Annotated in this window: 18 protein-coding genes and 2 pseudogenes; 8 read left to right on the top strand and 12 right to left on the bottom strand. The window is 66.6% G+C overall.

Translation table 11 applies throughout. The features are described from left to right. Both OXU42_17525 and OXU42_17520 read left to right on the top strand, forming a co-directional pair. Window positions 1-224, top strand: a 224-nt coding sequence (locus OXU42_17525) for a hypothetical protein (protein ID MDE0031188.1), incomplete at its 5' end; no start/stop codon positions are given. A 17-nt stretch (window positions 225-241) separates the two neighbouring features. Next, window positions 242-775: a hypothetical protein gene (locus OXU42_17520; GenBank protein ID MDE0031187.1), complete on the top strand. Its 534-nt coding sequence runs from the start codon at window positions 242-244 to the stop codon at window positions 773-775. Window positions 776-872: 97 nt separating this feature from the next. Here the strand turns inward: OXU42_17520 and OXU42_17515 are convergent, their stop codons facing one another. The 3 genes from OXU42_17515 to OXU42_17505 form a co-directional block, all read right to left on the bottom strand. Beyond that, window positions 873-1973: a hypothetical protein gene (locus OXU42_17515; protein MDE0031186.1), complete on the bottom strand. Its 1101-nt coding sequence runs from the start codon at window positions 1971-1973 to the stop codon at window positions 873-875. Between the two features lie 92 nt (window positions 1974-2065). Further along, window positions 2066-3250, bottom strand: coding sequence for an MFS transporter (locus OXU42_17510; protein MDE0031185.1), 1185 nt, complete (start codon window positions 3248-3250; stop codon window positions 2066-2068). A gap of 16 nt (window positions 3251-3266) precedes the next feature. Further along, window positions 3267-4094 (bottom strand): alpha/beta hydrolase, encoded by an 828-nt coding sequence (locus OXU42_17505; protein MDE0031184.1) that lies wholly within the window; start codon window positions 4092-4094, stop codon window positions 3267-3269. 180 nt (window positions 4095-4274) lie between these two features. Here OXU42_17505 and OXU42_17500 point away from each other — a divergent pair, with 180 nt between their 5' ends. Next, window positions 4275-7166, top strand: a complete 2892-nt coding sequence (locus tag OXU42_17500; protein ID MDE0031183.1) for a DNA topoisomerase III — start codon at window positions 4275-4277, stop codon at window positions 7164-7166. A gap of 15 nt (window positions 7167-7181) precedes the next feature. Here OXU42_17500 and OXU42_17495 read toward each other — a convergent pair whose 3' ends face one another. Continuing rightward, window positions 7182-9521, bottom strand: coding sequence for an ATP-binding protein (locus OXU42_17495; protein MDE0031182.1), 2340 nt, complete (start codon window positions 9519-9521; stop codon window positions 7182-7184). A 136-nt stretch (window positions 9522-9657) separates the two neighbouring features. On the opposite strand from OXU42_17495, the gene OXU42_17490 reads away from it, so the two are divergent. Beyond that, on the top strand, window positions 9658-11163 hold the full coding sequence (locus tag OXU42_17490; GenBank protein MDE0031181.1) for a tetratricopeptide repeat protein: 1506 nt from the start codon (window positions 9658-9660) through the stop codon (window positions 11161-11163). Window positions 11164-11401: 238 nt separating this feature from the next. On the opposite strand, the pseudogene OXU42_17485 reads toward OXU42_17490, so the two are convergent. The 7 genes and pseudogenes from OXU42_17485 to OXU42_17455 all read right to left on the bottom strand — a co-directional run bounded on the left by OXU42_17485 (window position 11402) and on the right by OXU42_17455 (window position 20832). After that, a pseudogene (locus OXU42_17485) lies at window positions 11402-11719 on the bottom strand (sigma-54 factor interaction domain-containing protein). Between the two features lie 519 nt (window positions 11720-12238). Beyond that, window positions 12239-12559: pseudogene (locus OXU42_17480) on the bottom strand (response regulator). Between the two features lie 126 nt (window positions 12560-12685). Beyond that, window positions 12686-14944 (bottom strand): ATP-binding protein, encoded by a 2259-nt coding sequence (locus OXU42_17475; protein ID MDE0031180.1) that lies wholly within the window; start codon window positions 14942-14944, stop codon window positions 12686-12688. Beyond that, the gene (locus OXU42_17470; GenBank protein MDE0031179.1) at window positions 14908-17628 is read right to left on the bottom strand and encodes a hypothetical protein; all 2721 of its coding nucleotides are present in this window, start codon (window positions 17626-17628) and stop codon (window positions 14908-14910) included. Before OXU42_17470 ends, OXU42_17475 begins: the two co-directional genes overlap by 37 nt. 3 nt (window positions 17629-17631) lie before the next feature. Then, a complete protein-coding gene (locus tag OXU42_17465; protein ID MDE0031178.1) occupies window positions 17632-18408 on the bottom strand; it encodes an AAA family ATPase in 777 nt (258 codons plus the stop codon). Next, a complete protein-coding gene (locus OXU42_17460; GenBank protein MDE0031177.1) occupies window positions 18405-19748 on the bottom strand; it encodes a DNA repair exonuclease in 1344 nt (447 codons plus the stop codon). The genes OXU42_17465 and OXU42_17460 overlap by 4 nt, the downstream gene beginning before the upstream one ends. A gap of 277 nt (window positions 19749-20025) precedes the next feature. Continuing rightward, window positions 20026-20832 carry an alpha/beta fold hydrolase gene (locus tag OXU42_17455; protein MDE0031176.1) on the bottom strand — a complete coding sequence of 269 codons (807 nt, stop codon included), beginning with the start codon at window positions 20830-20832 and terminating at the stop codon, window positions 20026-20028. 356 nt (window positions 20833-21188) lie between these two features. Here OXU42_17455 and OXU42_17450 point away from each other — a divergent pair, with 356 nt between their 5' ends. Further along, window positions 21189-21563, top strand: coding sequence for a clan AA aspartic protease (locus OXU42_17450; protein ID MDE0031175.1), 375 nt, complete (start codon window positions 21189-21191; stop codon window positions 21561-21563). 15 nt (window positions 21564-21578) lie between these two features. On the opposite strand, the gene OXU42_17445 is transcribed toward OXU42_17450, so the two are convergent. Beyond that, on the bottom strand, window positions 21579-22793 hold the full coding sequence (locus OXU42_17445; protein ID MDE0031174.1) for an amidohydrolase family protein: 1215 nt from the start codon (window positions 22791-22793) through the stop codon (window positions 21579-21581). 169 nt (window positions 22794-22962) lie between these two features. Between OXU42_17445 and fdrA the strand changes: the two genes are divergently transcribed. From fdrA to OXU42_17430, 3 genes are all read left to right on the top strand, one after another. Further along, window positions 22963-24531: an acyl-CoA synthetase FdrA gene (fdrA, locus tag OXU42_17440; GenBank protein MDE0031173.1), complete on the top strand. Its 1569-nt coding sequence runs from the start codon at window positions 22963-22965 to the stop codon at window positions 24529-24531. Then, window positions 24524-25963, top strand: a complete 1440-nt coding sequence (locus OXU42_17435) for a DUF1116 domain-containing protein (GenBank protein MDE0031172.1) — start codon at window positions 24524-24526, stop codon at window positions 25961-25963. Before fdrA ends, OXU42_17435 begins: the two co-directional genes overlap by 8 nt. A gap of 4 nt (window positions 25964-25967) precedes the next feature. Continuing rightward, window positions 25968-26253, top strand: a 286-nt coding sequence (locus OXU42_17430) for a cyanuric acid amidohydrolase (protein MDE0031171.1), incomplete at its 3' end; no start/stop codon positions are given.

The following is a 26253-nucleotide window of genomic DNA, read 5'->3' as shown; positions in this document are numbered from 1 at the left end:
CGCCGATCCTCATCGCGGTGGTGCTGGCCGACATCGTGGAGAAGTACCTGTGGCTTTCGGCCAACAGCTACGGCTGGGCCATGTTCCAGCGCCCGCAATTCCTGGCCATCATCGCGGTGATGGTCCTTGTCATGGTGGTGAGCCTGCGCATGCAGCAGGGGGCCAAGAGGGCGGCGGAGGAATCCGCCAGGGAAGCGGACGAGACCGAACCGGAGCAGGCATGATGGAAGAAGGCAGGCAAATGAGCGCCGGCAAGGAGAGCGCGGGGACGGCGCGACGCGGCTTCTCCACGGAAGTGATGGGCGAGATCATCCTGCTGGCCGTGGTCGGCTTCTTCTTCGTCTACATGTTCGTCGAGTCCTTCTCCTGGCCCGAAGGCTCGGCCCTCATGCCGCGCATCGCCGTCGGGCTGGGCACGCCGTTCTGGTTCCTGCGGCTGTTCGCCCTGGTGCGTAGCGCCCGTGAAGCATCATCCGCGCAGATCATGGACCTCGGCTTCCGCACCGGCGCCGACCCCCGGGGCGAACGGCAGCGCTTCGCGCGCATCTGCCTCTACATCCTGGCCCTCTACGGCGCCATCTGGCTGGTGGGATTCCACATCGCCATCCCGCTGGGCGTCTTCTTCTACGTGCTCGTCTACGGCCGCGCCGGGTGGATCTGGTCCACGATCCTGGGGCTGTTGTTCCTGGCCCTGATCGTGGGGGTCTACGACAACTTCCTCAACGCCACGTGGCACGACCCGCCGCTGCTCAGGCTGTTCTGGGGTGAATCCTGACGAGGAAACGGCCATCCGCCGCGTGACGGATGGCCGTTTCTTTTGCCCCGAGGGGGTGAAGCCGACGAATAGTCCGCCGCTTCCAGTGATCTCCGGACTACTTGATGCCCATGAGGTCCTTCAGCAGCTTCTCGCCGTTCGGCGTCAGCGTTTCGTAGCGCTTGAGACCCGCGTTGAAGTCCTCGGCGGTACCCAACGCGACATCCAGACCCGCCACCGCCGCGGCCTTCAGGAACCCGGCATCCTTGGTGGTGGCCTCGAAGGCCTTCTTCCACACGTTGTAGACGTCATCCGGCACCCCGGGCTGCAGCACGAAGATCCGGCTGAAGGTGTTGAACTGCTGAGCCACGAGGAATGCGTTCTTCTGCTCTTCGGTGGGATTCACGACATCGAAAAGATGCGGCACGTTGGTGGCTCCGAGCTTCCCGATCCAGTCCTTGGAAGGCTCCTTTTCCCACCAGAAGATGGGCGCCACCTTCTTGTCGGTGACCCACTTCGGGAACAGCCGCGGCACGTTCTCCTCGACGCAACGGTCCACGCCTTCCATCTCGTCGCGATCGAAAGCGGCCATGATCTCGGAGGTGCCGCCGTAGCCGTAGACCATCTTGATGGGACCGCCCAGCTCCTGCACGAACTGGGGTCCGATGCCGAAGGCCGCGCCCGGCGCGTTGCCGCCGTTGGTTACGGGCTGGCCGCGCTTCACCAGGTCCGCGTAGGTGGTGCCGATGCTGCGGCGCACACACCAGATGCGCGGCACGGCGCCCGCGCTCGGGCTGCCCAGCACGCGCACTTTCTTGAGGTCGAAGTCGGGCACGTCGGTACCGGCCAGCTCACGTTGGACGAACCGCGGATGCAGAAGGCCCAGGGTCATCCCGTCCGGTTTGGCCTTCATGGCCCGTCGCAGCCCGCGAAGCTGACCTGCCCCCGGAACGTTCCGGACGATGAAGGACGGGTTCCCCGGCAGGTAGTTGGCCACATACCGCGCGACCATCCGGGAGAACGTGTCGTAGCCGCCGCCCGGCGCCGAGCCGACGATGATGTTCACCGGCTTGGACTCGAAGAGTTTCTTGAGTTCCGCGTCCGAACGTTGCGCCCACGCGCCCGCAGGGGCCATCAGCGAGGCCGCCAGCACCGCCGCAAAGGCGCCGAAGACGAGCCGGAGCGACCCGTTCTTTCTCTTGAACAACTTGGAAAACATGCATACCTCCTCTGAGAGTTTTGACCACGAGAGACGCCATGCCTCCAGGTCGGGGCAACAAGGTAACATAAGGCCGCTCCGATGAACAAACATCATTTCTCCAACGCAGCCCTGCGGCCCAACGTCAGCAGCAGCCCAAGCACCAGCACGCCGATCAGGCTCATGTACATGCCGCGGTAGCCGACGAGCGCGATGACGCCGCCGGCGACGGCGGCGCCGAGGCCCGAGCCCAGCGGGAAGGCGATGGAGAAGGTGGCCATGGCGACTCCCCGGCGGCGCGGGTCGGCGCGCTCCATGGCGAGGGCCAGGGTGGTGGAGACGCCCATGGCGTAGCCGAGGAAGAAGAGCACCCCGGCGGTCATCATCATGGTCACGTCCCGTGCCAGCAGGACCAGCCCGACGCCGGCCATTTCCAGGAGGTAGGCGCCGACCACGGCCGGTACCCGGCCGATGCGGTCGGAGACGCGGCCCAGCAACGGGCGCCCCACGAGGCTGGCGCAGCCGATGGCCACGAAGTACCAGCCCAGGCTCTCGATGCCCACCTCCCGGGCGTAGAGGACGATGAAGGAGGTCAGGCCGGACCAGGGCAGGTTCAGGCAGAAGAGCAGCAGCGCGATGAACACGATGGAGCGGTCGAACCAGGTGCGGTCGCGGAACGGCACCCTGGCGGCCCGCGCGGGCCGGCCTCCCGCCTGCCCCTCAACGCCACGCCCGCACACGTGCGCGAGGAAGGCCCCGAGGAGCGCCACGGCGCTCGACAGCACGAACACACCGGCGTAGCCGCCCGCCGGCAGCTCGATGATCCACAGCGCCACGGTGGGGAAGAACACCGAGGAGCTGGCCTGGATGCCGGAGTAGTAGCCGCTGGCCTCGCCGCGCCGGTCGTCGGTCACGGCGGCCGCGAGGAACGCGTAGCCGCTGGTGTTGATGCCGGCCCAGGAAAAACCCCGGAGAATGTTGGCCGTGAACGCCCCCTCGACGTAGGGGACGATGAAGATGAGCACGGTCAGGCACAGACCGATGCAGCTCAGGCTGAGCACGAAGGTCTCGCCGCGGGTGTCCACCCAGGTGCCCAGCAACGGCCGGATGAGGATGCTGCTGCCGCTGAAGACCGCCAGCAGCAGACCCACCGTGAAGGGCGAGCCGCCCAGGTGGTCCACGTAGAGCGGCAGCGTGGGCGTCAGCAGCGCGTGATGGCCGTAGGCCAGGAACTGCGACGCGCACAGCAGGAGGAAGGTGCGCGTCCAGAAAGACGGCCGGGCGGCCTCACCGGGCATGGGCGGTGCGGTGCGCTCAGCTATGGCGCTTCACCCAGGAGAGGATGACGTCGTTGGTCCCTTCCGGGTCCTCCCAGAAGAATCCGTGGGTCTGCCCTTCCAGGACCTTCAGCTCCGCGCCCGGAATCCGGTCCTTGAGCACCTGGGCCTGGGCCACGTGGTTGCTCCCCACGGTGTCCCCGGCGCCGATCAGCACCATGGTGGGACAGCGCACGTCGCCCAGCCGGTGCGTGCCCTCGAAGCTGTGCCGCGCCATGACCAGTTGGATGAACTCCGGCAGCTTGGCGTGGGTCTCCCAGGCGAGCTTGTAGAAGGCCTCCACCTCGGCCGGGTGCGATTTCCGGTAGGCGTCGGTGAAGAAGGTGTCGGTGTCCACGATCTCCTCGCGGACGAACTTCTCGAAGCCCAGCCGCACCATGTCGTGGACCCACTCGAAGGGCAGGCCGGGCACGCAGTCGGGGCCGGCGCGACCCGCGGTGCCCGAGCCGGCCGCGGCCATGATCAGGCTCTTGACGCGGCCGGGAAAGTTCTGCGCCAGGGACAGCGCGATGCGTCCGCCCATGGAGTGGCCGATGAAGTGGGCCGACGGGCAGCCGATATGGTCCATCAGCGCCACGATGTCCATGGCCATGAGCTCGATGGTGTAGACGCTTTGCTGCGCCACCGAGCGCCCGCAGCCGCGCGGGTCGTGGAAGATCAGGTTCAGGGAGTCCGCCAGCGGCATCTGGGAAGGCTTCCACACCTCGCCGGAGTAGGCGGTGGAGGGCACGAAGATGAGCGGCTCTCCCTGGCCGTGGGTCTCGTAGTAGAGGTCGACGCCGGTAGGCAGCTTGACGTTGGGCATGGGTCCGGTCCTCCTGTCCATCCTTATGACACGGAAGAGCCCTCCACCGCTAACGGCTTGCTACCGCCCGCTTGACAGGTATACCTGTATTAGACATATGCACTGTTCACGGTGGACGCGCGGGAGGAAGCGAACGCCGTGGGCTCCCTGCCATCGTGCGGACAACAGTGCGGAAACAACATGGGTAAAGCGCTCATCATCGCGGAGAAGCCGTCGGTGGCCGCGGACGTGGCCAGAGCGCTGGGCGGCTTCAAGAGGCACCAGGACTACTACGAGAGCGACGACTACGTGCTGTCGTCCGCCGTGGGCCACCTGCTGGAGCAGATCCCGCCGGAAGGGGTCGAGGCGAAGAAGGGCAAGTGGAGCTTCGCCAACCTGCCGGTGATCCCACCCTACTTCGACCTCAAGCCCATCCAGAAGAGCGCGTCCCGGCTGAAGACGCTGGTCAAGCTGATCAAGCGCAGGGACGTGGACGCCCTGGTGAACGCCTGCGACGCGGGGCGCGAGGGCGAGCTGATCTTCCGCAACATCGTGCGCCACGCCAAGGCCAAGAAGCCCATCAAGCGGCTGTGGCTCCAGTCCATGACCCCCGACGCCATCCGCAACGGCTTCGTCGAGCTCCGCGAGGACCACGACATGCAGCCCCTGGCGGATGCCGCCCTGAGCCGCTCCGAGGCCGACTGGATCGTGGGCATCAACGGCACCCGCGCCATGACCGCGTTCAACTCCAAGCCCGGCGGGTTCTACAAGACCACCGTGGGGCGGGTGCAGACCCCTACCCTGGCCATCGTGGCGGAGCGCGAGGCCGCCATCCGCGACTTCCGGCCCGAGCCCTACTGGGAGGTGACGGCCACGTTCCAGGCGGAAGGCGGCGCGTACGATGGGCGCTGGTTCGACGAGAAGTTCAGGAAGAAGGAGAGCGAGCCCAACGCCCGGCCCGAGCGCATCTGGGAGGAGGCCGCGGCCGAGGCCATTCGCGACAAGTGCCTGGGCCAGGCCGGCGGCGCCACCGAGGAGAGCAAGCCCACCCGGCAGGCGCCGCCGCCGCTGTTCGACCTCACGAGCCTCCAGCGGGAGGCCAACGCGCGCTTCGGCCTGAGCGCCAACCGCACGGTGCAGATCGCCCAGGCACTGTACGAGCGCCACAAGGTGCTGACCTACCCGCGCACCGACTCGCGTGCCCTGCCCGAGGACTACGTGGGCACGGTGAAGGACTCCCTGCGGATGCTCAAGGGCACGACCTACGCGCCCTTCGCGGACAACATCCTGGAGCAGGACTGGGTCAGGCCCGACAAGCGCATCTTCAACAACGCCAAGGTGTCGGACCACTTCGCCATCATCCCCACCACCGAGGCGCCCAAGCGTCTCAACGACATGGAGCAGAGGATCTACGACCTCGTCACCCGGCGCTTCCTGGCGATCTTCTACCCCGCCGCCGAGTACCTGGAGACCACGCGGATCACCCGGGTGGAAGGTGAGCCCTTCCGCACCACCGGCAAGGTCCTGGTCAAGGCCGGCTGGCTCGAGGTCCACGGCCGGGACAACGCGCGGAAGGGCGACGAGCCCACGCTGGCGCCCCTGCGCGCCACGGCCCCGGGCGAGAACGCCGGCGACGAAGGTCCCAAGGACACCGGCGGGAACGGGCGCGCGGACGGCGCGGGCCCGACAGGCGCGGACGCCGGGGCCGTGCCGGTGGAAACCACGGACGTCGAGGTCAAGCAGAACCAGACCCGCCCGCCCGCGCGCTTCACCGAGGCCACGCTGCTCGGGGCCATGGAAGGAGCCGGCCGTCTGGTGACCGATGAAGACCTGCGCGCGGCCATGGCCGGCAAGGGGCTGGGCACCTCCGCCACGCGCGCGTCCATCATCGAAGGGCTCATCGACGAGGACTACATCGTCCGCGACGGCAAGGAGCTGCACGCCACTCCCAAGGCCTTCATGCTCATGGAGCTGCTCAACGGCCTGGGTGTGCGGGAGCTCACCAAGCCCGAGCTCACCGGCAACTGGGAGTACCAGCTCTTCCAGATGCAGGGCGGCAAGAAGAGCCGCGACGAGTTCATGGGCGAGATCGCCGAGATGACCCGGCAGATCGTCGACCGGGCGCGCCGCTACGAGCACGACACCATTCCGGGAGACTTCGGCGCCCTCGCGGTGCCGTGCCCCAAGTGCGAGGGCGAGGTGCACGAGCGCTACCGCAACTACCAGTGCGTCAACTGCGACTTCAGCCTGCCCAGGATCCTCGCCGGGCGGCTGCTGAGCACCGAGGAAATCGAGACGCTCATCGGAGAGGGCCGGATCGGACCGCTGCAAGGCTTCCGCAGCCGGCAGGGACGTCCCTTCGCCGCGGTGCTGAACCTGTCGCCGGAGCACAGGATCGCCTTCGACTTCGGCAACGAATCCCGCAACGGTGACGGCGAGGCCGAGCCCCAGGCGGACTTCAGCGGCCAGGAGCCCCTGGGCAAGTGCCCGCGCTGCGTCGGCCGCGTGTTCGAGCTGCCCATGCGCTACGTGTGCGAGAACGCGGTGGGCGACGCGCGCACGTGCGAGTTCAGCTCCGGCAAGATCATCCTGCGCCAGGAGGTGCCGCGGGAGCAGATGGTGAAGCTCCTGGCCGAGGGCAGGACCGACCTCCTTCAGGGCTTCGTTTCCGCGCGCACCGGCCGCGCTTTCAAGGCGTTCCTGGTGATCAAGGACGACAAGGTCGGGTTCGAGTTCGAGCCGCGGGCGCCTAAGAAGACCGCCGGGACCGCCGCCAAGCCAGCCGCCAAGGCCGACTTCTCGGGTCAGGAGCCCGTGGGCAAGTGCCCCCGTTGCGGCGGGCGGGTCTTCGAGTGGCAGTCGCAGTACCTGTGCGAGAAGTCCCAGGCGGAGCAGAAACCCTGCCGCTTCAAGTCCGGCACGGTCATCCTCGAGCAGCCGCTGGACCGCGCCCAGATGGCCAAGCTCCTGACCGAGGGCAAGACCGACCTGCTGCCGGGTTTCGTCTCCGCCAAATCCGGCCGGCAGTTCGCCGCCTGGCTCGTGCTCGACGACAAGGGCAAGGTCACGTTCGAGTTTCCGCCGCGGGAGTAGCCTCGGCCGCGGCCGTTACGGGTGGGGCATGCGGTAGCCGACGCCGCGCACGTTGAAGATCCAGGTGGGGTTCTCCGCGTTTTCGCCGAGCTTGGCGCGGAGCTTCTTGACGAAGTTCCGCACGAGGTCTATGCCGCCCGTGCTCCCGCTCCAGACCTGGCGTTGCAGGGTATCGTAGCTCACGACCCGTCCCGCGTTGAGCGAGAGCACGCGCAGCAGCTCGTACTCCGTCGCGGTCAGCTCGACCTCGCGCCCGGCCACCGTGACGCGACGCGCCTCGTAGTGGATGGCGAGCTCGCCGAGCGCGAAGGGCTCGGGCCGGGCGACGCGGCGCAGCGCGGCGCCGACCCGGGCCGTGAGCTCGGTGGCCGAGAAGGGCTTGACGATGTAGTCCGCGGCGCCGGCTTCAAGGGCCCGGGCGATGTGCTCGTCGCGGCCGTAGCCGGAGATGCATATGACCGGCAGGTCGGCGAGTTCGGTTGTGTTCTCCATCAGCGCGATGCCGTCGGTGCCGGGCAGCAGCACGTCGAGCAGGACCAGGGAAGGTTTCTCGGTGCGGATGATCCGGGCGAGATCCTCGTGCTCGCCCGTCACCAGCGCGGCGTAGCCCGCCTTGGTGAGGGCGTCGCGTACGAAACGCAGGGTCTGGGGGTCGTCGTCGACGACCAGGACGCTGGCCGGCTCGCCCGCTTCCAGGGGCGGGCCGGCCACCAGCGCGGCGGGGTTCGCGTGCTCGCTCCGCCGGGCGTCCTCGACCAGGGGCAGGGTGAAGGTGAAGCGGCTGCCCTGGCCGGCGCCGGCGCTCTCCGCGCGGATGCGCCCGCCGTGCGCCTCCACGAGCCCCTTGCAGATGACGAGCCCGAGGCCGGTGTCGGAGACCGGGCGCTCGGCGGCGGGACCGGCGTGCTTGCGGAAGAGACGGGGTAGCTGTTCGGGCGCGATGCCCCGGCCCTCGTCGGACACGGAGACCGCGACGTGGGCGCCGTCGCGCACGGCCGTGACCCGGATCGGGGCGGCCTCCGGCGAGTGCCGGGCAGCGTTGGCCACGAGGTTGTTCAGCACCTGCACGATGCGCCTCCGGTCGGCCATCACCCGGGGCAGGTCCGGCGGCAGGTCGATGACCACGGCGTGGCGGCCGCCGCCGGAGAGGAAGGTGTTGCGCGCCCGGTCCACCAGGACGGCCACCTCGGAGGGCTCGGGCGAGACCGAAAGAGTTCCCGCCTCGATGCGCCCCGCATCGAGCAGGTCGCCGATAAGGCCGCGCATGTGCGCGGTCTGTTCGTGGATGATGCGGTGGAACTCGCGCATCTCGGCCGGGTCGAGGTCGGTCCCTTCCTCCAGCAGGGTGTCGGTCGAGCCCTTGATGGCGGTGAGCGGCACGCGCAGCTCGTGGCTCACCAGACTGAGGAACTCCGTGCGCAACCGCTCCAGCTCCTCGAGCGGCGCCAGATCCTGCATGGTGACCACGACCGAGGCGACGCCGCCGTCCGCGGAACGGATCGAGGTCGAGTTGATCAGCGTGCGCACGCTGCGCCCGTCCGGCACCGAGAACTCGACCTCCTCGCCGCGAAGCGTCTCGCCGATGCTCAGCAGTTCCGTAATGGGGAACTCGCTGAGGGACACCTCGCGCCCGTCGGCGCGGCGGAAGGCGATCGTGTCCAGCAGTTCCTCCATCGGGCGGCCCGCCGTGCGCAGGCCCTCCACGATCCGCCGCGCCTCGCGGTTGAACGACGCCGGCCGGCCGCTCCGGGCATCGAACACAACGACGCCGACCGGCGAGATCTCGATGAGGGCCTCCAGGTCGGCCCGCGTCTGGCGCTCGTCGTGGTGGATGCGGGCATTGGTAATGGCGGTGGCGGCCTGGCTTGCGAAGAGAAGCAGGATCTCCTCGTCCTGGTCGCTGAACGCGGGTGCTCCCTCCTTCTCGGCGAGGAAGAAGTTGCCGACATGGACGTCCCGGTGGCGCATCGGCGTGCCCTGGAAGGTCTTGGAGCGCATCAGCTCGGGGGAGAAGCCGAGGGCGCGGACGAAGGCGGGGAGGTCGGTGAGCTGGATCGGCCCGGGGAGGTCGCGGAAGTGCGCGAACAGCTTCGGGCCGTCCGGCCAGTCGACGAACTGGCGCTGCTCGTCGGGGGTGAAGCCCGAGGTGACGAACTCGCGCACCTCGCCCGCCTCGTCGGTGGTGGTGATGATGCCGTAGCGGGCGGCGGTGAGCGCGCAGGCGCTGTCCACCGCCTCCTGCAGCACGGTGGTGAGGTCGAGGCTCGCGTTGATGCGCAGGATCGCCGCGCTGAGCGCGGAAATCCGTTCCCGCAGCACCTCGATCTCGCGCCGTGATTCGTTGGCCTGGCCCAAAAAGGCTCCTCCTCTTCTTCGGACCCTGTACGGGGAACCCGGTGACCCGGTGGCGAGTCATTTATGGAAACGACATGCTTAAGGTCAAAATTGATATGCACAATTTAGCCGAAATCTTCCATAACGGAAACAGTTCATGGAATCTCCGTTCTCGCGCCGCGACGCGCCGGCCTTCCTCGCCCTGGGCCTCATGGTGGCGGCCGTCTACTACCCCGCGCTCTGGGGCGACTTTGTATGGGACGACATAGTCCTGGTCGAGGAGCCGGCGGTTCGCAAGTGGACCGGCCTCTCGAGCCTCTGGTTCCAGCCCTGGACCATGGGCCTGGAAAATCATTACTGGCCCGTCGTGTATACGAGCTTCTGGCTGGAGCACAAGCTATGGGGTTTTGCCCCGCTGGGCTATCACGTCGTCAACGTGCTGCTGCACCTGGTCAACTCCGTGCTGGTGTGGCGCCTGCTGCTGCGCCTGGGCGTGCCCGCGGCCTGGACGGTGGCCGCGCTCTTCGCGGTGCACCCCCTGCGGGTCGAATCGGTGGCATGGATCATCGAACGCAAGGACCTCCTGTCGGCGCTGTTCTACCTGACCGCGGCGGTTGCCTGGATCCGGTTCGTGGAAGCGCCGGGGCGGGGACGTTATGTCCTTGCGTTGGCGCTGTTCATCGCCGGGCTCTTGTCCAAGTCGGTGGTGGTGACCCTGCCCGTGGCGCTGTTGATCTGGCACTGCTGGAAGCGGCACGGAGTGACCCTTGTGGATCTCCGGCGTCTCGTCCCGTTCTTCGCGGTGGGACTGTGCATCACCATGGCCGACTTCCTGCTCTACGCCTCGCGTGTGCCGCTTTCGCTGGGCTACTCGATGGTGGAGCGGTTGCTGATCGCGGCGCGCGCCTGGTGGTTCTATGTCGGGAAGCTGCTGTGGCCCACGGACCTGGCGGTGATCTATCCGCTCTGGGAAATCCGTGCCGGGGATCCGCTGGCCTGGGCCTATGTCCTCGCCGCGGCCGCGCTGGCGATGTCGCTTTGGTTCGGCCGGCGCTGGTGGGGTCCGGGACCTCTGGCCGGTTTGCTCTTCTACACGGTGGCGCTGTCGCCCATGCTCGGTTTCGTGGACCACAACTACATGCGGTACGCTTTCGTCGCCGACCGCTTTCAGTATCTTGCCGGTATCGGTGTGATGGCCGTGCTCGCCGGTGGCGGCGCGGTCGCCGCGGCCAGGCTGCCGGGATCGCTGCGGATGGCCGCGCCTTGCCTCGTGGCCGCAATCCTGACGGTCCTTGGCGTCATGACCTGGTCCCAGGCGGGCATCTACCGGGACGGCGCCGCGTTCTTCGGCCACGTCGTCTCTCAAAATCCCGACGCCCGGTACGCTCACCTCAACCTGGCGCGCGCGCTGATCAAGGCGAACCGCCCGGAGGATGCCCTGGCCGCCGCGCGGGTCGCGCTGGAGAAGCTGGAGACACGCACGGAACTGGCCGACGCACACGACATTCGCGGCCGTGCGCTCCTGGATCTCGGACGGCTCGATGAGGCCGGGGAGGCCCTGCGCCGCGCCCTGGAGCTAAATCCCGATCATGGCAAGGCCCACGAGAACATGGCTGAAGTATTGAGGAGACAGAGCAGGTACCAGGAGAATCAGAAGCGGTGACGAAGAGAAAGCTCGGGCGTGAGTGATTGTTCGCTGTCGTGGACTTCGATCTTGATCAACCAGTTCGACGTGCCGCGAAGGTCGAGCCCCAAGGTTCGCCGTACGAAACCGTCGCCGGAACGGCGAATCAAACCGACATACGGCCGCATTGTTCGGAGGAAGGAGCCACCGTCCAGGTTGTATCCAACCTCGCCTCGAATGCCCACGTCGGAAGATGCTCCATCGTCGAGAGAGCCGACGGCATATCGCCGATCTCGTCGAGGAAGATCGTCCCCCCCTTGGCGCGCTCGAATGCGCCGGCTCTTCGCCCGGTAGCCCCGGTAAAGGCTCCCCGCTCATGGCCGAACAACTCGCTTTCGATGAGGGTCTCGGGAATGGCGGCGCAATTGATGGCCAGAAACGGCCCGGCGCTCCGCGAGCTGTGAAAGTGAAACGACTTTGCGACCAGTTCCTTGCCGGTTCCGCTCTCGCCCCGAATTAGCACCGTGATATCGCTTTCCGCGGCGCGCTTCGTCAGCGCGTACACCTGCTGCATGGGAGGGCTGGTGCCGATGATGCCGTCAAAGGAGTGCGTCGTCTCCAGTTCGGTGCGCAAGCGCAACACTTCGGCTTTCATCCGCTCCATCTCGAGGTCTTTGGACACGTCCCTGTACACCACCAGGCTGCCGATGGCGTCGCCGGCGTCATACACCGGCGCCGTGGTCCGGTAGAACAGCCGCTGATGCGGCACCGGACCCGCGGCGGTTTCTTCCACCAGCTTTCCGCCATCCTCGAAAAGGAACCCTTCCTCCAGTTCGGGCAGACTCGGCTCCCGGAACCGCTCCCGGAACCGCTCCTCCAGGGCGTCCGGCGAAAGATCCTTCAACGCGCTCTCCGTCAGGTCGAATACCTTCTCGCAGGCCTGGTTGGCGAACACCAGGCATCCGGAGGGGTCATACATGGCCATGGCGTCTCCGGTGGCGTCGAGCACGGCCGCGAGCCTTTGATGGTTGATGGCCAGTTGTCGCCGTTGCTCGACCAATTCCCGCTCGATGTTCCACTTTCCCACCAGTGACAGCGTGGTCTGCTGGACCTCCTCGCGCGTAAACGGCTTGCGGATGTAGAGCACCTTGTGAATCAAATCCATGCCATGGACGATTTCAGGCAGAGACTTGTCGGTGTAGGCGGTCATGATGACCAACTCGATGTCGCGGTCGACTTCCCTCATCCGGCGTATGGTTTCGAGGCCGTCGATGCCCGGCGGCATTCGGATATCCACAAAGGCCACGGCGATGGGACGGTCTCTTTCCTTTCCGGCCTTCACCACCTCGAAGGCATGCTCTCCGCTCCTGGCGTGGAGGACCTCGAACTCCGGCAGCGAAAATCGCTCTTCGTCGTCGACGAACGCGGCCGCCATCGCATCCGTCGACGCCGTCGAGCGTTCGGAGGCCAGCATTTCAATGAAGTCCTCGTGGATCTCCTTCTGGTCGTCGACGATCAAGACGCGCCTGTTGCCGTAATCCTTGAATTCCATCAGTTACCCCTACCGTGAACCAGCCTGGGCGGAGCCCTCCGGTGGGAGGGCTCTCAGCCTGACCTGCGCGGTTGTGCCCCTGCCGATGCCGTCACTCAACAGGCGAATCTGCCCGCCCGATCCGATGACGAAATTCGCGGCCGAATGGAGACCGAGCCCGGTCCCGGTTTCCTTCGTGGTATAACCGGCGGCAAAGAACGCTCGGGTATCTTTCTCGGTGGTGCCGATGCCGTTGTCGATCACGTCGATGTTGAGAAAATTCGCTTCAGCGTAGGCTCGGACCTGAATGCGAGGCTCCTCCTCGAGCCTGCCGGATGCGGCAAGCTGATCAATGGCTTCCATCGAATTCTTGATCAGATTGACCATCATCTGGTGGAACTGACTCTCGTCGATCCGAATCTCCGCCGGTGCCTTGTCGCAGTCGATGTCTATGCTCGTCGTTCGTTTCCGGCTCGATTCCTGCAGTACCCGGACGGCGTCCATGATCGCATCCTTGACGTTGACATCCTTCCGGCTCAGACCGGGACTGCCGAGCGCTCTTTGGGTGCGGACGATGTCGGCGATGTGCCGCGCCCTTTCGCTGACGCGGCGGACGGTCCCCGTCAACCTCTTGTTCTCCCGGACGAAGTCCTCGGCGAGGGCGGAAATGAACGGTATCACCTGACGGCCTTGGGGGTCGTTCTCGATGTAGTCGGCCCAATCATCCCGATGCGCGTTCACGGCATCGGAAAGAGCGTTGAGGCGGCGGACGAGCCGGTTGTCCGTGACAATCCCGTGAATGGTCTCGATTCCGATGGTGACGCTGTTGATGGCATTGCCGATGTTGTGGAGGATGGTGTCGACTATTTCCAGCCGCCCTTGCGCGAAGGCTCGCGCCAGGGCTTCATCGGCGAGTACCTGCCTGGTGACATCGTGAAAAGTGATCACGCCTCCGCGTGTTCCACCGGTCTCGTTGAGGAGCGGCCTGCCGGTCACCCTGAGGAAAAGGCCCTGCCGGTCGCCCTCACGGGGTACGAATATGTCCATGTCGTCCGTGGACTCGCCGTGGAAAATGGCGCGTGGAAGCGGCAGATCCTCGTTCCTGATGGGGGTCTCACGGTCGGTATAAAAGAAGTACGGCGTGGGCTTCTCCAACCATTTGCCGTCCCGCCTGGCGACGTAGGCCGCGCCGAGCATCTCCTTGGCGGCGGGATTGACATACAGGAAACCGCCGCTGTCGTCGGAGACCATGACGCCATCCCGGATGCTGTCGAAAGTGGCCGCCATCAGCTCTCTCTGGTTCCGTAAATCGCTCAGGGTCTCGTGCAGCCGGTCCTGTGCCGCCTTGAATTCGGTGATGTCCTGAAACACCGCCACGCCTGCCGGGAGCCCCTTGTATTTTCTCTTCAGAGGCCGCGCGCTGACGCCGACGTACATCCCCTCCGGCCTCTGCGGGTTGCGCACGAAGAGCTCGCACCAGTCCGTCGTTTCGCCGTGCAAGGCGCGCACCATGGGGTTCCGGTCCACCGGCAGGAGGGTTTCCCCGTCGGGAAGGTAAATGCCGTACTGTTCGGCCCACCGTTCCATCTCGCTCGATTCCTCGGGTCCGGCGGCCTCCAGCGCGCTTGCGTTGGCGAGCAGGCGTCTGCCGGATGCATCGTTGACGAGCACGCCCTCCCTCATGCTGTTGAAAACGTTCTCCAGGATGTCGGTGCGCTCCCGCAGTTCGGCGATGACGTCTTCCAATCCGGTCTCGGTCTCCCTGTGCCGGCGTTCTCTCTCATGCCGGGCAAGGGCGGCCTGGATGTTCCAGTGCAGTTGCCGGTCTTCGAAGGGCTTCAGGACATAGCCGAACGGTGGGGCGGTCCAGGCCCGCTGAAACAGGCTTTCCTGGGTGTCGTCCGCACCGTCGGCAAGAATCACCACCGGGACGTCGAGCCGGTTTCCGATCTGCTCCGCCGCTTCCAGGCCGTCGGCGCCGCCTTCCGGACCGAGATCGACCAAGGCCAGGTCGGGCTCCATCCCGGCGGCTTCTTCAATGGCCCGGGGCGCGGTCGGAACCGTGGCGCACACCGCGTATCCCAAGCCTCGCAGGCGTTCTTGAAGGTATGCCGCGTCCCCGACAATCAGTAGCTTCGCGTTCGTCATCCAACTCTCGACGCTTCTCCGTTGCGGGGCGTACCCGCTCCAGAACAAATTTACGAGAAATTGAATAAAATATTGATAGCCACGGAGAAGGAAAGGATGTTTTTTCAGTAAATTGTTGGCCCGGAGAATTTCTGCGCCCATTCCCACCAACGCTTGAGGAGGGCCCTCGCGGTCCCGTCCGGCAATCCGTTGGCCGCCGGGGTGGTCAGGGCACGGAGTTGCAATTCGTCCTCGGCGAGAACGGGGCGTTCGTCGAGATAGCCGTTGTCGATCATGTAACGCCGGAGCGCCCGCGCGCTGCTGTTCCGGAAACCTCGCAAACGCGGGTCCCTGTGCTCCTCGAGCACGGCGGCGAGCTTCTCCGGATTGCCGTCAAGCTCCCGGGCGATGGAGGCCACCTCATCCAGGAACCGCTCGCTCAAGGCGCCGCTGTCTTCGAGGGCGTCACGGTCCATGGACCGGCCCCTGCCCTGTTTCCACAACGCGCAAAAGGCCTCGAGCAGGTCCAGCCGCAACGGGATCTCCGGCGGAGCCGCCGAATTGGAACCCAGCCTTGCCGCGAGCGGAGTGCCCAAAACCGTTTTCCACTGTCCCGCCCGCTCGATCCCGTTGGACAGAAGATCATGCAGCAGGTCCGGATCGTCCCACAGGACGTAAAAGAAATGTTGCTCCGCGTAACCGTGAGCCGGACGGAACGCGGGCACCCCCAGAACCGCTCCATATTCCTCGGGCGACAACCCTTCGGGGGCTGGAACCGGCGGTGCCGGGTCAACGTGCAGCGCCCGCGGCCCGCCCGCGCTGACCGTGTTGGTCCGTATCCGGCCCAGATCGATGGACCCGGCGATGTCGCCGTCCTCCTTGCCGAGAGCATCCCGAATCCGGTCGACGTCAAGAGGGTCGCTGGTGAAGTAGAAGATCTGGCGGTCCTGGTCTCTGGCCACGCGCCCCAGGCTTCGAACGATGGCCTCGAATCGCCCGGGGTCGGTCTGGTCGAGCGCTTCGTCGAGGAACAACGGCAGGACCTCGCCCTGCTCCACCTGCTCGGCGAAAGCGACTCGCGCCGCCAACAGCAACTGCGCCCGGGTACCGTCCGACAGTTCATCGAGTTCCCGCGCTTCCCCGCTGCGCAACTCGACGGCTACAAGGCGGGGCGTCCCTTCGTCGTTGACCAGCCGTAGTTCATAGTTGTGGTAAGTGAACCCGGAGAAGTGGTCGCGGGCGCGTTCGAAGACGCGAGGCATCCGGGTCTGCTCGTATTCTTCTTCGACGGCGTCGATGAGAAACCGGCCCGCGTTCGCGTACAACGCCTCGTCGCGGAGGTCCCGCAATCTCGCGCGGGATTCCTCACGGACCGCGATGAGGTCCTGCACGCCGCTGCCCCTCTTCGCCTCGCTGACGCGGGCCGTGATCTCGGCGATCTCGCTTCTCAGCCCCCCCGCTCTCATCGCCAGGGCCGTCAAGCTTTCCTTGAGCGGAACGAGGGACAGAGTGTCGCATTCGGCCAATTCGGGTTCGCCCGCCTTTTCCAACTCCGTACGATCGAGACCGATCTGGCCCTCGAGGCTTGTTCTTTCGCTGTTCAGTTCGCGATAGCGCTGCAACGAGCCGAGCAGCACGATAAGGCCGCTCAGGTCGCCTTCCGTCAGTCCCGCCTCGGAGTAGATCTTCCTGATCGAACCGAGCACCTCTTCGCGGGCGGCCGAGTTCTCCTGGAGTTGGCGCCGCGCGGCCCGTTCGTCGGAGATCGTCCTTACCAGCCGCGAGTTTCTGTCCGCGAGATTGTTGAGGCGCGCCCGCGCCGTTGCGGCGCTTGTGGGCCGTGCTTCGCCGTAATGTTCCAGAACACCGGCCAGCTCCTCCAGGAGAGCGGCATGCCGCTTCTTGAGGCCGAGCACCTTGCTCGCCGCGGCCTCGTCGTCGCCACGGCTGATACGGAGTTGATCGAGTGCCCGCGCGAAATCCACCAGTTCCGCATCGGGCGGGAGCGCATCCAGGCCGAGCCTGTCTTTCAGTTCCTGTCTGCGGGCATCGAGGATGCGTCGTTGTTCCGACAGACCCTCCATTTCCCCTTCGAGGGTCTGTCGTTCCACCTCACGGTCCCGCGCGCGCTGCAGGGACGCCACGAGTTCTCCGGTTTCGTCCTCCAGGGTGCGCAGTCGTGACCTCACGGAGGGAATATCCCAATCTTCAGGCTCTTCAAGGCCCACGTCCTCGAATTCAGCCCGCGCGGCATTTCTTCCGGCTCTGGAAGTTCTCCGATTGCCCAGGACCAACACCCCCAACGCGATGGCGGCGCCCGCGGTCGCGAGCTGGATCAGCGATGGGTCTACCAGCACGGCCAGTCCGACGCTTGCGGAAAGCACGATGAGAGCCGCCACGAGCCAGGGCCACCGGGCGCGGACCCTGACGGCCGGGCTGTCGGGCTCGGCCACGCGCAGCCAGGAACGCAGAGCGTCCGCCGCGGCCCGGAGCGTCTCGATATCCCGCCGGCCGTCCGTCGGTGCCTTGACGCGCTCCAGCAGGCGCAGTCTTTCCTGGACGGCGCCGAACCTCGCGGCATGTGCCTGGCTCGCGCGCAGGAACTCGAACAGTTCTCCATGCTGGGGCAACGCCAGTGCAACCTTGTCGACATCGCCCCCGCCCATTGCGTGCAACGCCGCGGCAAGCTTGCCCCGGGTCACGCCGTGCTCGCTTGTTGCCGCCGCAAGCGCCACTTCGACACGTTCCAACTCGTCCGCGTATTCGCGCCAGGCCGCGAGGTCGGCTTGTTCCAGGGAGTCGGCGAGTCCGGACTCGCCGCGCGCCGCGCGGGCGTCAATAAACACTCATTAGAGGGAACGACCCGGTTCGGCCCACCCGGCCACCAGAGCCTGCGGCCGCTCGATCACCTCGACCTCCTTGCCGGTCAGGGTCGCCAAGGCGCCGGGCAAGGCCCTGATCCTCTCCATGATGCCGGCAAGTTCTTCCCGGCGGCGCGCGAGTCCGACGGCACGCTCGACGAGAGCGAGCCGGTGGGTGGCGGTTTCCGCGTCGTGGAGTTGCGTCTTCAACTCATCGAGCTCATCCGCGCGCCGCACGAGATCGGCGTGCCTTCCCACCGCCTGCTGGACGTTCTCCGCCGCCTGGTTGAAATCGTTCCGTTCGCCGCGGCTGCGTTGGGCGGCAACACCGGCGAACAGGTTCGCGGCGATCCTGTCCAGGTCGAATCCGCCGGACATCTGCCGCTGGATTTCGGAGGCGATGTCGGCGGTGCCGTCCCGGGACGGATCGATCAGGTCCCGGAGGTTCAGAAAGAAGCAACGAGAGTTGTGGGAAGGGGGCAGGCTCGGAGAAACATTGCTTTCGTCGCCTCGCTGCCAGCGCGTACGCGCCCCTTCGCGCTCGCCCCACCAGGTTTCTCCGTCCAGTTCGAATTCGCCGGTCACCGACGTGAGCCGCGAGGAACCGCGGTCTTCCCAGTACAACCCCTCGACGGCGCGGCAGATGCTCGACTTGCCGATCCCGTTCGGACCGAATACGACGTGAAAGCCTGCTCCCGCTGCTTCGATTTCGAAGGGTTGGTTGATTCCGGGCAGCCGGTCTATGGCAAGTCGCCTGAGCTTCACGATGGCTCGCTTTCCTTGCGGCCGGCGAGGATGGCGTGCAACGCCGCCTGCCCCGAACGGAACAGGAGATCACGCAGGGCATCGTCCGACAGAGGGTCGGTGGCATTGCGATGATCCCCAACCGGCAACCAGACATCCTCCCGGGCGGTCTCGCTCAACGCAGCGCGCGCCTTGTCGAGCAGCGTCCTGGACCGGTCGTCGTCGTCCCTGAGCACCAGGAGCCGCTGTGCCATCAGGGCGGCCGGATCATTGCCCAGCGCGATTTCCGCCAGGTCCAGCCGCAACTCCATCGAGTCAACGATCTTGTTGAAGAACACCGCCGTGCCGTCCACCACCCGCCCCATCGAAATCCACTCGCCGCCGGCGATCCACCGCCGGATTTCCGCGTGACAGCCGCTTGTCCCCGTGAGTCGCACGCGCAGACCGAGCGCACGGGGAAGAGGGGCTTTTCCCCCAAGCTGGCGGACAAGTCCCTCCGCGTTGCTCAACAGCCTGTCCGGTAGGTCCTCGACCTGCTCGAGCCCTTCCACCGACACGGCCACCTGCTCCCATCGGAGCGGTGCGAGGGGAACTTGCCGGACGTCCATGCCGCCGTCACTCGACACCGTCAGGAGCCAGGGCCCGTGAGGACCCGTTTCCGACGGGTCGAGCCCGACAAGCGAACCGAGATAACCGCAGGGCCGGGTTCCGGTTGACATGGACAGCCCCTCAAGGGAGGGCTTGTGGATGTGGCCCAGGAGCCAGGCGTCGTAGCCGGTACCGTCAAGCTCGGCCCGTGTAACGGGCGCGTAGTGTCCGCCGGAGGCGTCCAGGTCCGCGTGCAGCAGACCGATCCTGGGGACAAGGGGCGAGGGCGTCCGAAGCGGTTGTCCGAGGAGCTGCGCCACCGGACTCTCGCGCACGTACCGGTCGCCGAAAGACCAGCCGACCACCTGGGCGACGGGAGACCCGTCCTTCGATATCGTTCTTGCTTCCCACTCGCCGCCGGCGCCCAGCAGGGTGAACCCGTCGATCAGAGCCGCCAGCCGCGGCAATACCCCGACGTCATGGTTGCCGGCAACGGCGATGACCTCGATTCCGGCGTCCAGCAACCGCCCGACGCTTTCCTCGAGCGGCACCATTGCCTCGAATCCGGCGTTGGTGCTTTCGACCACGTCGCCGGCGAACAGGACCGCGTCGAGTTGCTGCTCGATGGCGAAATCAACGGATAGCCGGAGCGCCGCCGCCGGCGTGAGTTCCGCCAAGTCCACTCCCCAGGCGGAGATGGCGCCGGGCACACCCGAGCAGGCGGTGCCGAGATGAACATCACCGATGGCGAGAATGGAAGCGGCTGCGTTCATACTGCCATTGTCGACCTGACCCGGCGGGACCCCATTTGCCCCGGCTCAGGCCTAATGCCCGTGCGGTCTTGCTCGGACAATTGCCCATTAGCTGCAGGTAGCGCCCTCTCACCATTTATAGAATATTTTCAATGTCTATCGTGTGTCCTATCGGGCTGTTTTCATATCCATTCCGTATACGATGATGAGGGCACCGACCGTCTTGACCAGTGCCTGGCGGGGAAGCATGCGTAGTTGTCCGTGCCGCCGCCGGGGCGCCGGATCGCGGCGGCCTCCGTCACTGCTGCAGAAAGTCCCGGATGGCCTTGAACGACGCGTCCGGGTTGGCGAAAAAGTAGCTGTGGCGCTCGCCGGGAAAGATCACCAGGCGGGCGCCTGGGATGCCGTTGGCCAGGATATCCGCCGACGTGCGGTGGTCCATGTCGCTGGTGACGCTGCGGTCGTCCTCCCCTACCAGGATCAGGGTGGGAACGGTGATGTCCTTCAGCCGGTGGCTGGTGTCGTGCTCCTGGCGCGCGATGACGTGGCGCAGGTAAAACTCGGGCGGGCACGGGTTGGCCATGCGCACGTCCAGGTAGGCCTGGACGCGTTCCGGGTACTGCTGGGCGAAGGCCTCGGTGAAGCCCACGGCCACGGAACCGTCGCTCACGTAGCGCTCGTAACCCATCTCCACCATCTGCGTGGCCAGCTTGAGGGGAATCCCCTTGGTGTCGGGGAACGACGCGCCGGTGGACGCCAGGATGAGCTTGCTCACCTTCCCCGGGTGGTCCAGGGCCAGGAGCTGCGCCACGCGGCCGCCCATGGAGTGCCCGCAGACAATGGCGTCCTCCGCGCCCACATGGTCCATGATGGCGGCGATGTCGTCGGCGAACATGTCGGTGCTGTACTTGATCGACGGCTTGCCGGAGCGGCCCGTGCCCCGGTAGTCGAAGGTGATGCACTGGTGGTCCCTGGAGAACTCCGGCACCGGGTACATCTTCCACACCTCGCCGTCGCAGGCGGTTTCACTGATGAAGACGAAGGGGCGGCCCTCGCCCGTAACCTCGTAGTAGAGCTCTATGTCATCGCGTTGCAGGATCGGCACGGCTTGAACCTCCCTATGACAGACCGTACAGCGCCGCCGGTATCGATGACTGGCATGGCGCCCAGACTGGTATGGCGCCCAAAATAGGACTGGGAAAGGACAGGTGTCAAGCATACCCGACAGGTTCCAGTTCCCGTCCCGGTCATGGCGACGGGCTTCAAGGGAACAATTGCAGATCACGGTCCGGATGATTATAGTAGAACATTTGATTCACAATATCGGTACAGACGCCCGTTACGAAAGTGGACTTCGGACTGCATCAGGCTTAGGCTATGAATAACTCCCCCGGAGACGTGCAGTCCGGACAAACGGGCCGGACAGCTCTTGCCCGTGGAAGTTTCACAGGAGAATCATCAATGGGTACAACCTACGTTGACGTCATCATCCGGAATCCCGCGGACCGACAAAGAAGCTGGACTGGGAAATTCCTCGTCGACACCGGAGCATTCGACTCGCTGGTGCCGAGGCGGCACCTCGCAGAGATCGGACTTCAACCGAGGGGACGACGCGACTACGTACTTGCGGACGGGAAATCCACCGTCTTGGACATCACGGTCGCCGAGATCGAATTCGAGGGAGAGATCGTGGGCGGGACGGTCGTTTACTGCGAAGAAGACGCACAGCCGCTGCTCGGCGTCACCGCGCTGGAGTCCGGTGGTTTCGAGGTCGACCCGCGTGGTGAGGAGTTGAAGCGGTTGCCGGCGGTCTTGCTGAAGAAGCTCGTCGCCTGAAGCAATCCGGCGAGATCACGACGTCTCCACAGCCCTCCCGTTCCGTATCACGTGCACCGGCGCCCGGTGTTCGCGCAGGGCTTCCAGCACGGACGGCGCCGCCAGCACCACCATGTCGGCCGGAGCGCCGACCTCCAGACGCACGTTGTCGAGCCCCATGGCGCGGGCGGCGTCGACGGTGATCATGTCGTAGAGCTGTTCCATGTCGTCCTCGGTGGTCATCCACAGCAGATGCGAGGCGAGGAACGCGACTTCCAGCATGTTGTTGCGGCCGAAGGGGTAGTAGGCGTCGGAGACGTCGTCCTGGCCCAGGCAAACGCGGACGCCGGCAGCCAGGAGCTTGCGCACGCGGGCGTGGAGCGGGCCGGTGTGGGGGTCGGTGACCACGGGCATGCCGGCCTGCCGCAGGAGCGCCGCGAGCTTCTGGAAGTAGGGCTCGGGGTAGAGCGCCATGGCGCGGGCGTGATGCGCGAGCACACGTCCCTGCCAGCCGCTCTCGATGGCATGGACGGCCATCATCTCCAGGGTGCGCAGGCCGGGGTCGCCGGCGTCGTCCACGAGCATGGAAACGGGCTTGTCGTTGGCGACGGCGATCTCGAACATCCGGCGCACGTGCTCGCCCGCCGCGGCGTCCGTGTACTCGATCCACGGGATGCCGCCCACCACGTCCGCGCCCAAGGCCACCGCCTCCCGCACCAGGTCGGCGGCGCCGGGCTCGCGCACGACGCCGTCCTGGGGAAACGCCACCACCTGCAGTTCCACCACGCCGCGGAACTCCTCCTTGACCTGGAGCAGCGCCTTGACGCCTTCGAGGCGCGCCTTGGTATCCACGTCGGCGAACGCCCGGATGTGTGTGTTGCCGTGGAGCGCGGCGGCGCGGAGTGCCCGCCTGGCGTTCTCGACGATCCAGTCCTGGCTGTAGGACTCCTTGACCCGCGACGCCGCCTCGATGGCTTTCATGGCGCTGCCCATCCCCTCGCCGTGATAGGCGCGCAGCGACGACTCCTCGTCCAGCCGCTTCAAGGTGTACACCTTGTCGAGATGCAGGTGGGGGTTGACGAAGGGTTCGGTGACGAGGCCTCCGGCCGCGTCCAGAACCACCGCGGCCTCCAGGTCCGGCGACTCCTCGATGACCTCGATGCGTCCCGCGCGCACGGCGATGTCATACAGTGCTCCCGGCCGGCGCCGCAGCCGCGCCCTCCGTATCAAGAGATCGAATGGTTCGCTCATGGTTGCTCCGGATGGCTTGGTTTGAAGGAGGAGTTTCGGCGATATCCGAGGAAAAACCAACTGAAATGGACCCTCCGCCGGTTTCGTAGTAGAGTCCCCGGCGACCCCCACGGAAGAGATCGGCGTTCCATACCGTGTCCGGACGCGCTGGCTCTAGACGATCCGAACCATGACCACTCTGACGCGAGTTATCCGCAATTGCTACCGCGACTCCCTGTCGCTCATGCAGCTATCGGCGCGAGTGTCGGAGACCGCGGGCGTTGACGCCACGGCCGTGGTGATGGCGACGGACGGGAACCAGGAGCTGCTGCGCGACGCGGGGCTCCTCGCCGGCGAGGCGGATGGGGGAGCCAACGATATCCTGGTGGTGATCCGGGGTGAGGACACCCGTGTCCTGGAGGCGGCCTTCGCCGGGCTTGCGGAAGAGTTGAACCGGGAGCCGCCGGCGTCTCGCGGGGTGGGACGCACGGAGGCCATTCTGCCGCGCAGCCTGGCCATGAGTCTGCGGGAGGCGTCGGCCAACCTGGCGCTCATCTCCGTGCCCGGCGAGTACGCGGCCGCCGAGGCCTTCAAGGCCTTGCGGCTGGGGCTCCACGTGATGCTGTTCAGCGCCGGCGTGGCCCAAGCGGACGAGGTGACGCTCAAGGAGTATGCCGGCGCCAACGGGCTGCTGGTGATGGGTCCCGACTGCGGCACGGCCATCATCAACGGCGTGCCACTGGGTTTCGCCAACGTGGTGCGACGCGGCGACATCGGCTGCGTCGGCGCCTCCGGCACCGGCCTCCAGGAAGTGACTACCCTCATCCATCGGCACGGCGGCGGCGTCTCCCAGGTAATCGGCACCGGCGGGCGCGACCTCTCCGGCGCCGTGGGCGGCCTCTCCACCCTGCAGGCGCTGGAAGCGCTGGCCCGAGACCCGGAGACGCGCGTCATCGTGGTGGTCTCCAAGCCCCCGGACCCGGAGGTGACGGCGCTGGTCGTCGAGCGGGCCGGACGTGCCGGCAAGCCCGTAGTGGTGAATTTTCTTGGTGCGGACCCGGAGACCGGGGCGGCGGGCGTCGTCGCGGCGCGGACCCTCGAAGAGGCCGCCGGCCGCGCGGTGGCGCTGTCCCAAGGGGTGCCCTACTCACCGAACGCGGCGCCGAGTCACGGTACCGGAATGAAAGAGAGGAACCCGCGCACTGGTACCGCCAGAGGACCCGGCCAACGGTACATCCGCGGGCTCTACAGCGGCGGCACGCTGGCCGCGGAGGCTGTGATGGTGCTGCGTGAGGCGGTGGACCCGGTCTACAGCAATACTTCCATGCCCCCCGCCCTGGATGATATCTGGAAGAGCCAGGGACACGCCGTGGTGGACCTTGGCGACGCCCGGCTCACGCGGGGACGCCCGCATCCGATGATCGATCCGCGGATGCGCGCCGAACGCATCCTTGGCGAAGCGGACGACCCGGAGGTGGCCGTGATCGTCCTCGACGTCGTCCTGGGTTACGGTGCTCACGACGACCCCGCCGGGGCGTTGGCGCCGGTCATCCGGGAAGCACGACACACGGCGGAGCGGGCCGGGCGCAGCATCTCTTTCGTCGCTTCCGTGTGTGGGACGCCGGACGATCCGCAAGACGCCTCGCGGCAGGAACGCACGTTGCACGCGGCGGGCGTCGTCCTGGGCCGCAGCAATGCGGAAGCCGCGCGGATCGCGCTCGAGCTCGCGCGCGGCGGGCGACAGGGAAACCATGATTGAGCGTTTGTTCCGCGACGAGCTCCGGGTGGTTAACGTCGGGCTCGATGTCTTCGCCGACTCCGTCGACGCTGCCGGCGGCTCCGTGCAACGGACCGACTGGCGGCCGCCCGCCGGCGGTGACCGGGACATCGGCGCGGCCTTGGCTTCCCTCGTGGGCCTCCCGGAGGTGGAGGAAGCCAACGGCCGCGCGTTCGCCGCGTACCTGGCGGCACAGCCGGTGCTGGAGGGCATCGGCAGGGCCAAGGACGACGTCCCCGGAATGGGTGAGCGCATGATCCTCCACGCCGGCCCGCCGGTGGCGTGGGAACACATGTGCGGCCCCATGCAGGGAGCCGTGACCGGGGCGATCCTGCTGGAGGGGTGGGCGAACGACCCGGACGGCGCCAGGGCGCTGGCGGCGGGCGGCGGGATCGTCTTCGAGCCGAACCACCATCACGCCTGCGTCGGCCCCATGGCCGGGGTGACGAGCCCGTCCATGCCGGTGTGGATCGTGCGCGACGCCGAGCACGACCGCACCACGTACTGCAACCTGAACGAAGGGCTGGGGAAGGTGCTGCGCATGGGTGCGTACGATGCGGAGGTGCTGGAGCGGCTCCGGTGGATGGAGAGCGTGCTGGCGCCCAGCCTGAGGGCGGCGCTGGAAAGGCGCGAAGGGCTGCCGCTCAAGCCCCTGATGGCGCAGGCGCTGCACATGGGCGACGAGGTCCACAACCGCAACGTCGCCGCCTCGTCTCTGCTGCTCCGGGCGCTCTTGCCCTCGCTGCTGGAGACCGGCGCGCCGCGGGACCGCCTCGCCGAGACCGTGCGCTTCATCACCGGCAACGACCATTTCTTCCTCAACCTCTCCATGGCCGCGTGCAAGGCCATGCTGGACGCGGCCCACGGGGTTCCCGGCAGCAGCATGGTCACCGCCATGGCGCGCAACGGTGTGGAATTCGGTATCCGGGTCAGCGGCACCGGCGACGCCTGGTTCACCACCCCGGCGCCGCGGGTCCAGGGACTCTTCTTCGCGGGGTACAGCGTGGACGATGCCGCCCCGGACCTGGGCGACAGCGCCATCACCGAGACCGCCGGCCTCGGCGGCTTCGCCATGGCCGCGTCCCCGGCCATCGTGCAGTTCGTGGGCGGGTCTGCCGCCGACGCCCTGGGCGCCACGGCCGAGATGGGACACATTACCTTGGGAAGCAACCCGGGTTGGACTTTGCCGGTCCTGGACTTCCAGGGGACGCCCGCGGGCATCGACGTGCGCAAGTGCGTCGACACGGGCATCGCGCCGGTCATCAACACCGGCATCGCCCACCGCGAAGCCGGCGTCGGCCAGATCGGCGCCGGGGTCACCCGGGCACCCCTGGCATGCATGGAACAGGCCGTCACCGCATTGGCTCGACAGTTCGGAAAAGGCAAACTACACGAAACAACCGGCAAGGAGTGAACGCATGAACGTAAGCGCATTCAAGGTAGGGATGGGGGCGCCCGACGACGTGTCGGAAGGGCGGAAGCTGCTGGACGCGGGAGCGTTCCGGGCCGAGCACGTGGTGGCCATCCTCGGCAAGACCGAAGGCAACGGCGGCGTCAACGACTACACCCGTGCGCTGGCGACGCAATGCTTCCAGTTGCTGATCGCGGAGAAGTCCGGGCTCACCATGGACGACATCGCCCGGAAGGTTCCGATCATCTGGTCGGGCGGCACCGAGGGGTTGATGAGCCCCCACGCCACCATCT

It is taken from the genome of Deltaproteobacteria bacterium, from assembly GCA_028818775.1.
Taxonomy (GTDB): Bacteria; Desulfobacterota; Binatia; order UBA9968; family JAJDTQ01; genus JAJDTQ01.
Note: the sequence above shows the minus strand (reverse complement) of the source record. Positions and strands in the feature narration are given on the sequence as shown.

Bases quoted from the DNA above. Each gene is read 5' to 3' on its own strand.
- OXU42_17520 (MDE0031187.1), top strand. From the start codon at position 242: ATGAGCGCCGGCAAGGAGAGCGCGGGGACGGCGCGACGCGGCTTCTCC.
- OXU42_17515 (MDE0031186.1), bottom strand. From the start codon at position 1,973: ATGTTTTCCAAGTTGTTCAAGAGAAAGAACGGGTCGCTCCGGCTCGTC.
- OXU42_17510 (MDE0031185.1), bottom strand. From the start codon at position 3,250: ATGCCCGGTGAGGCCGCCCGGCCGTCTTTCTGGACGCGCACCTTCCTC.
- OXU42_17505 (MDE0031184.1), bottom strand. From the start codon at position 4,094: ATGCCCAACGTCAAGCTGCCTACCGGCGTCGACCTCTACTACGAGACC.
- OXU42_17500 (MDE0031183.1), top strand. From the start codon at position 4,275: ATGGGTAAAGCGCTCATCATCGCGGAGAAGCCGTCGGTGGCCGCGGAC.
- OXU42_17490 (MDE0031181.1), top strand. From the start codon at position 9,658: ATGGAATCTCCGTTCTCGCGCCGCGACGCGCCGGCCTTCCTCGCCCTG.
- OXU42_17475 (MDE0031180.1), bottom strand. From the start codon at position 14,944: ATGGGCGCAGAAATTCTCCGGGCCAACAATTTACTGAAAAAACATCCT.
- OXU42_17460 (MDE0031177.1), bottom strand. From the start codon at position 19,748: ATGAACGCAGCCGCTTCCATTCTCGCCATCGGTGATGTTCATCTCGGC.
- OXU42_17450 (MDE0031175.1), top strand. From the start codon at position 21,189: ATGGGTACAACCTACGTTGACGTCATCATCCGGAATCCCGCGGACCGA.
- OXU42_17445 (MDE0031174.1), bottom strand. From the start codon at position 22,793: ATGAGCGAACCATTCGATCTCTTGATACGGAGGGCGCGGCTGCGGCGC.
- fdrA (MDE0031173.1), top strand. From the start codon at position 22,963: ATGACCACTCTGACGCGAGTTATCCGCAATTGCTACCGCGACTCCCTG.
- OXU42_17435 (MDE0031172.1), top strand. From the start codon at position 24,524: ATGATTGAGCGTTTGTTCCGCGACGAGCTCCGGGTGGTTAACGTCGGG.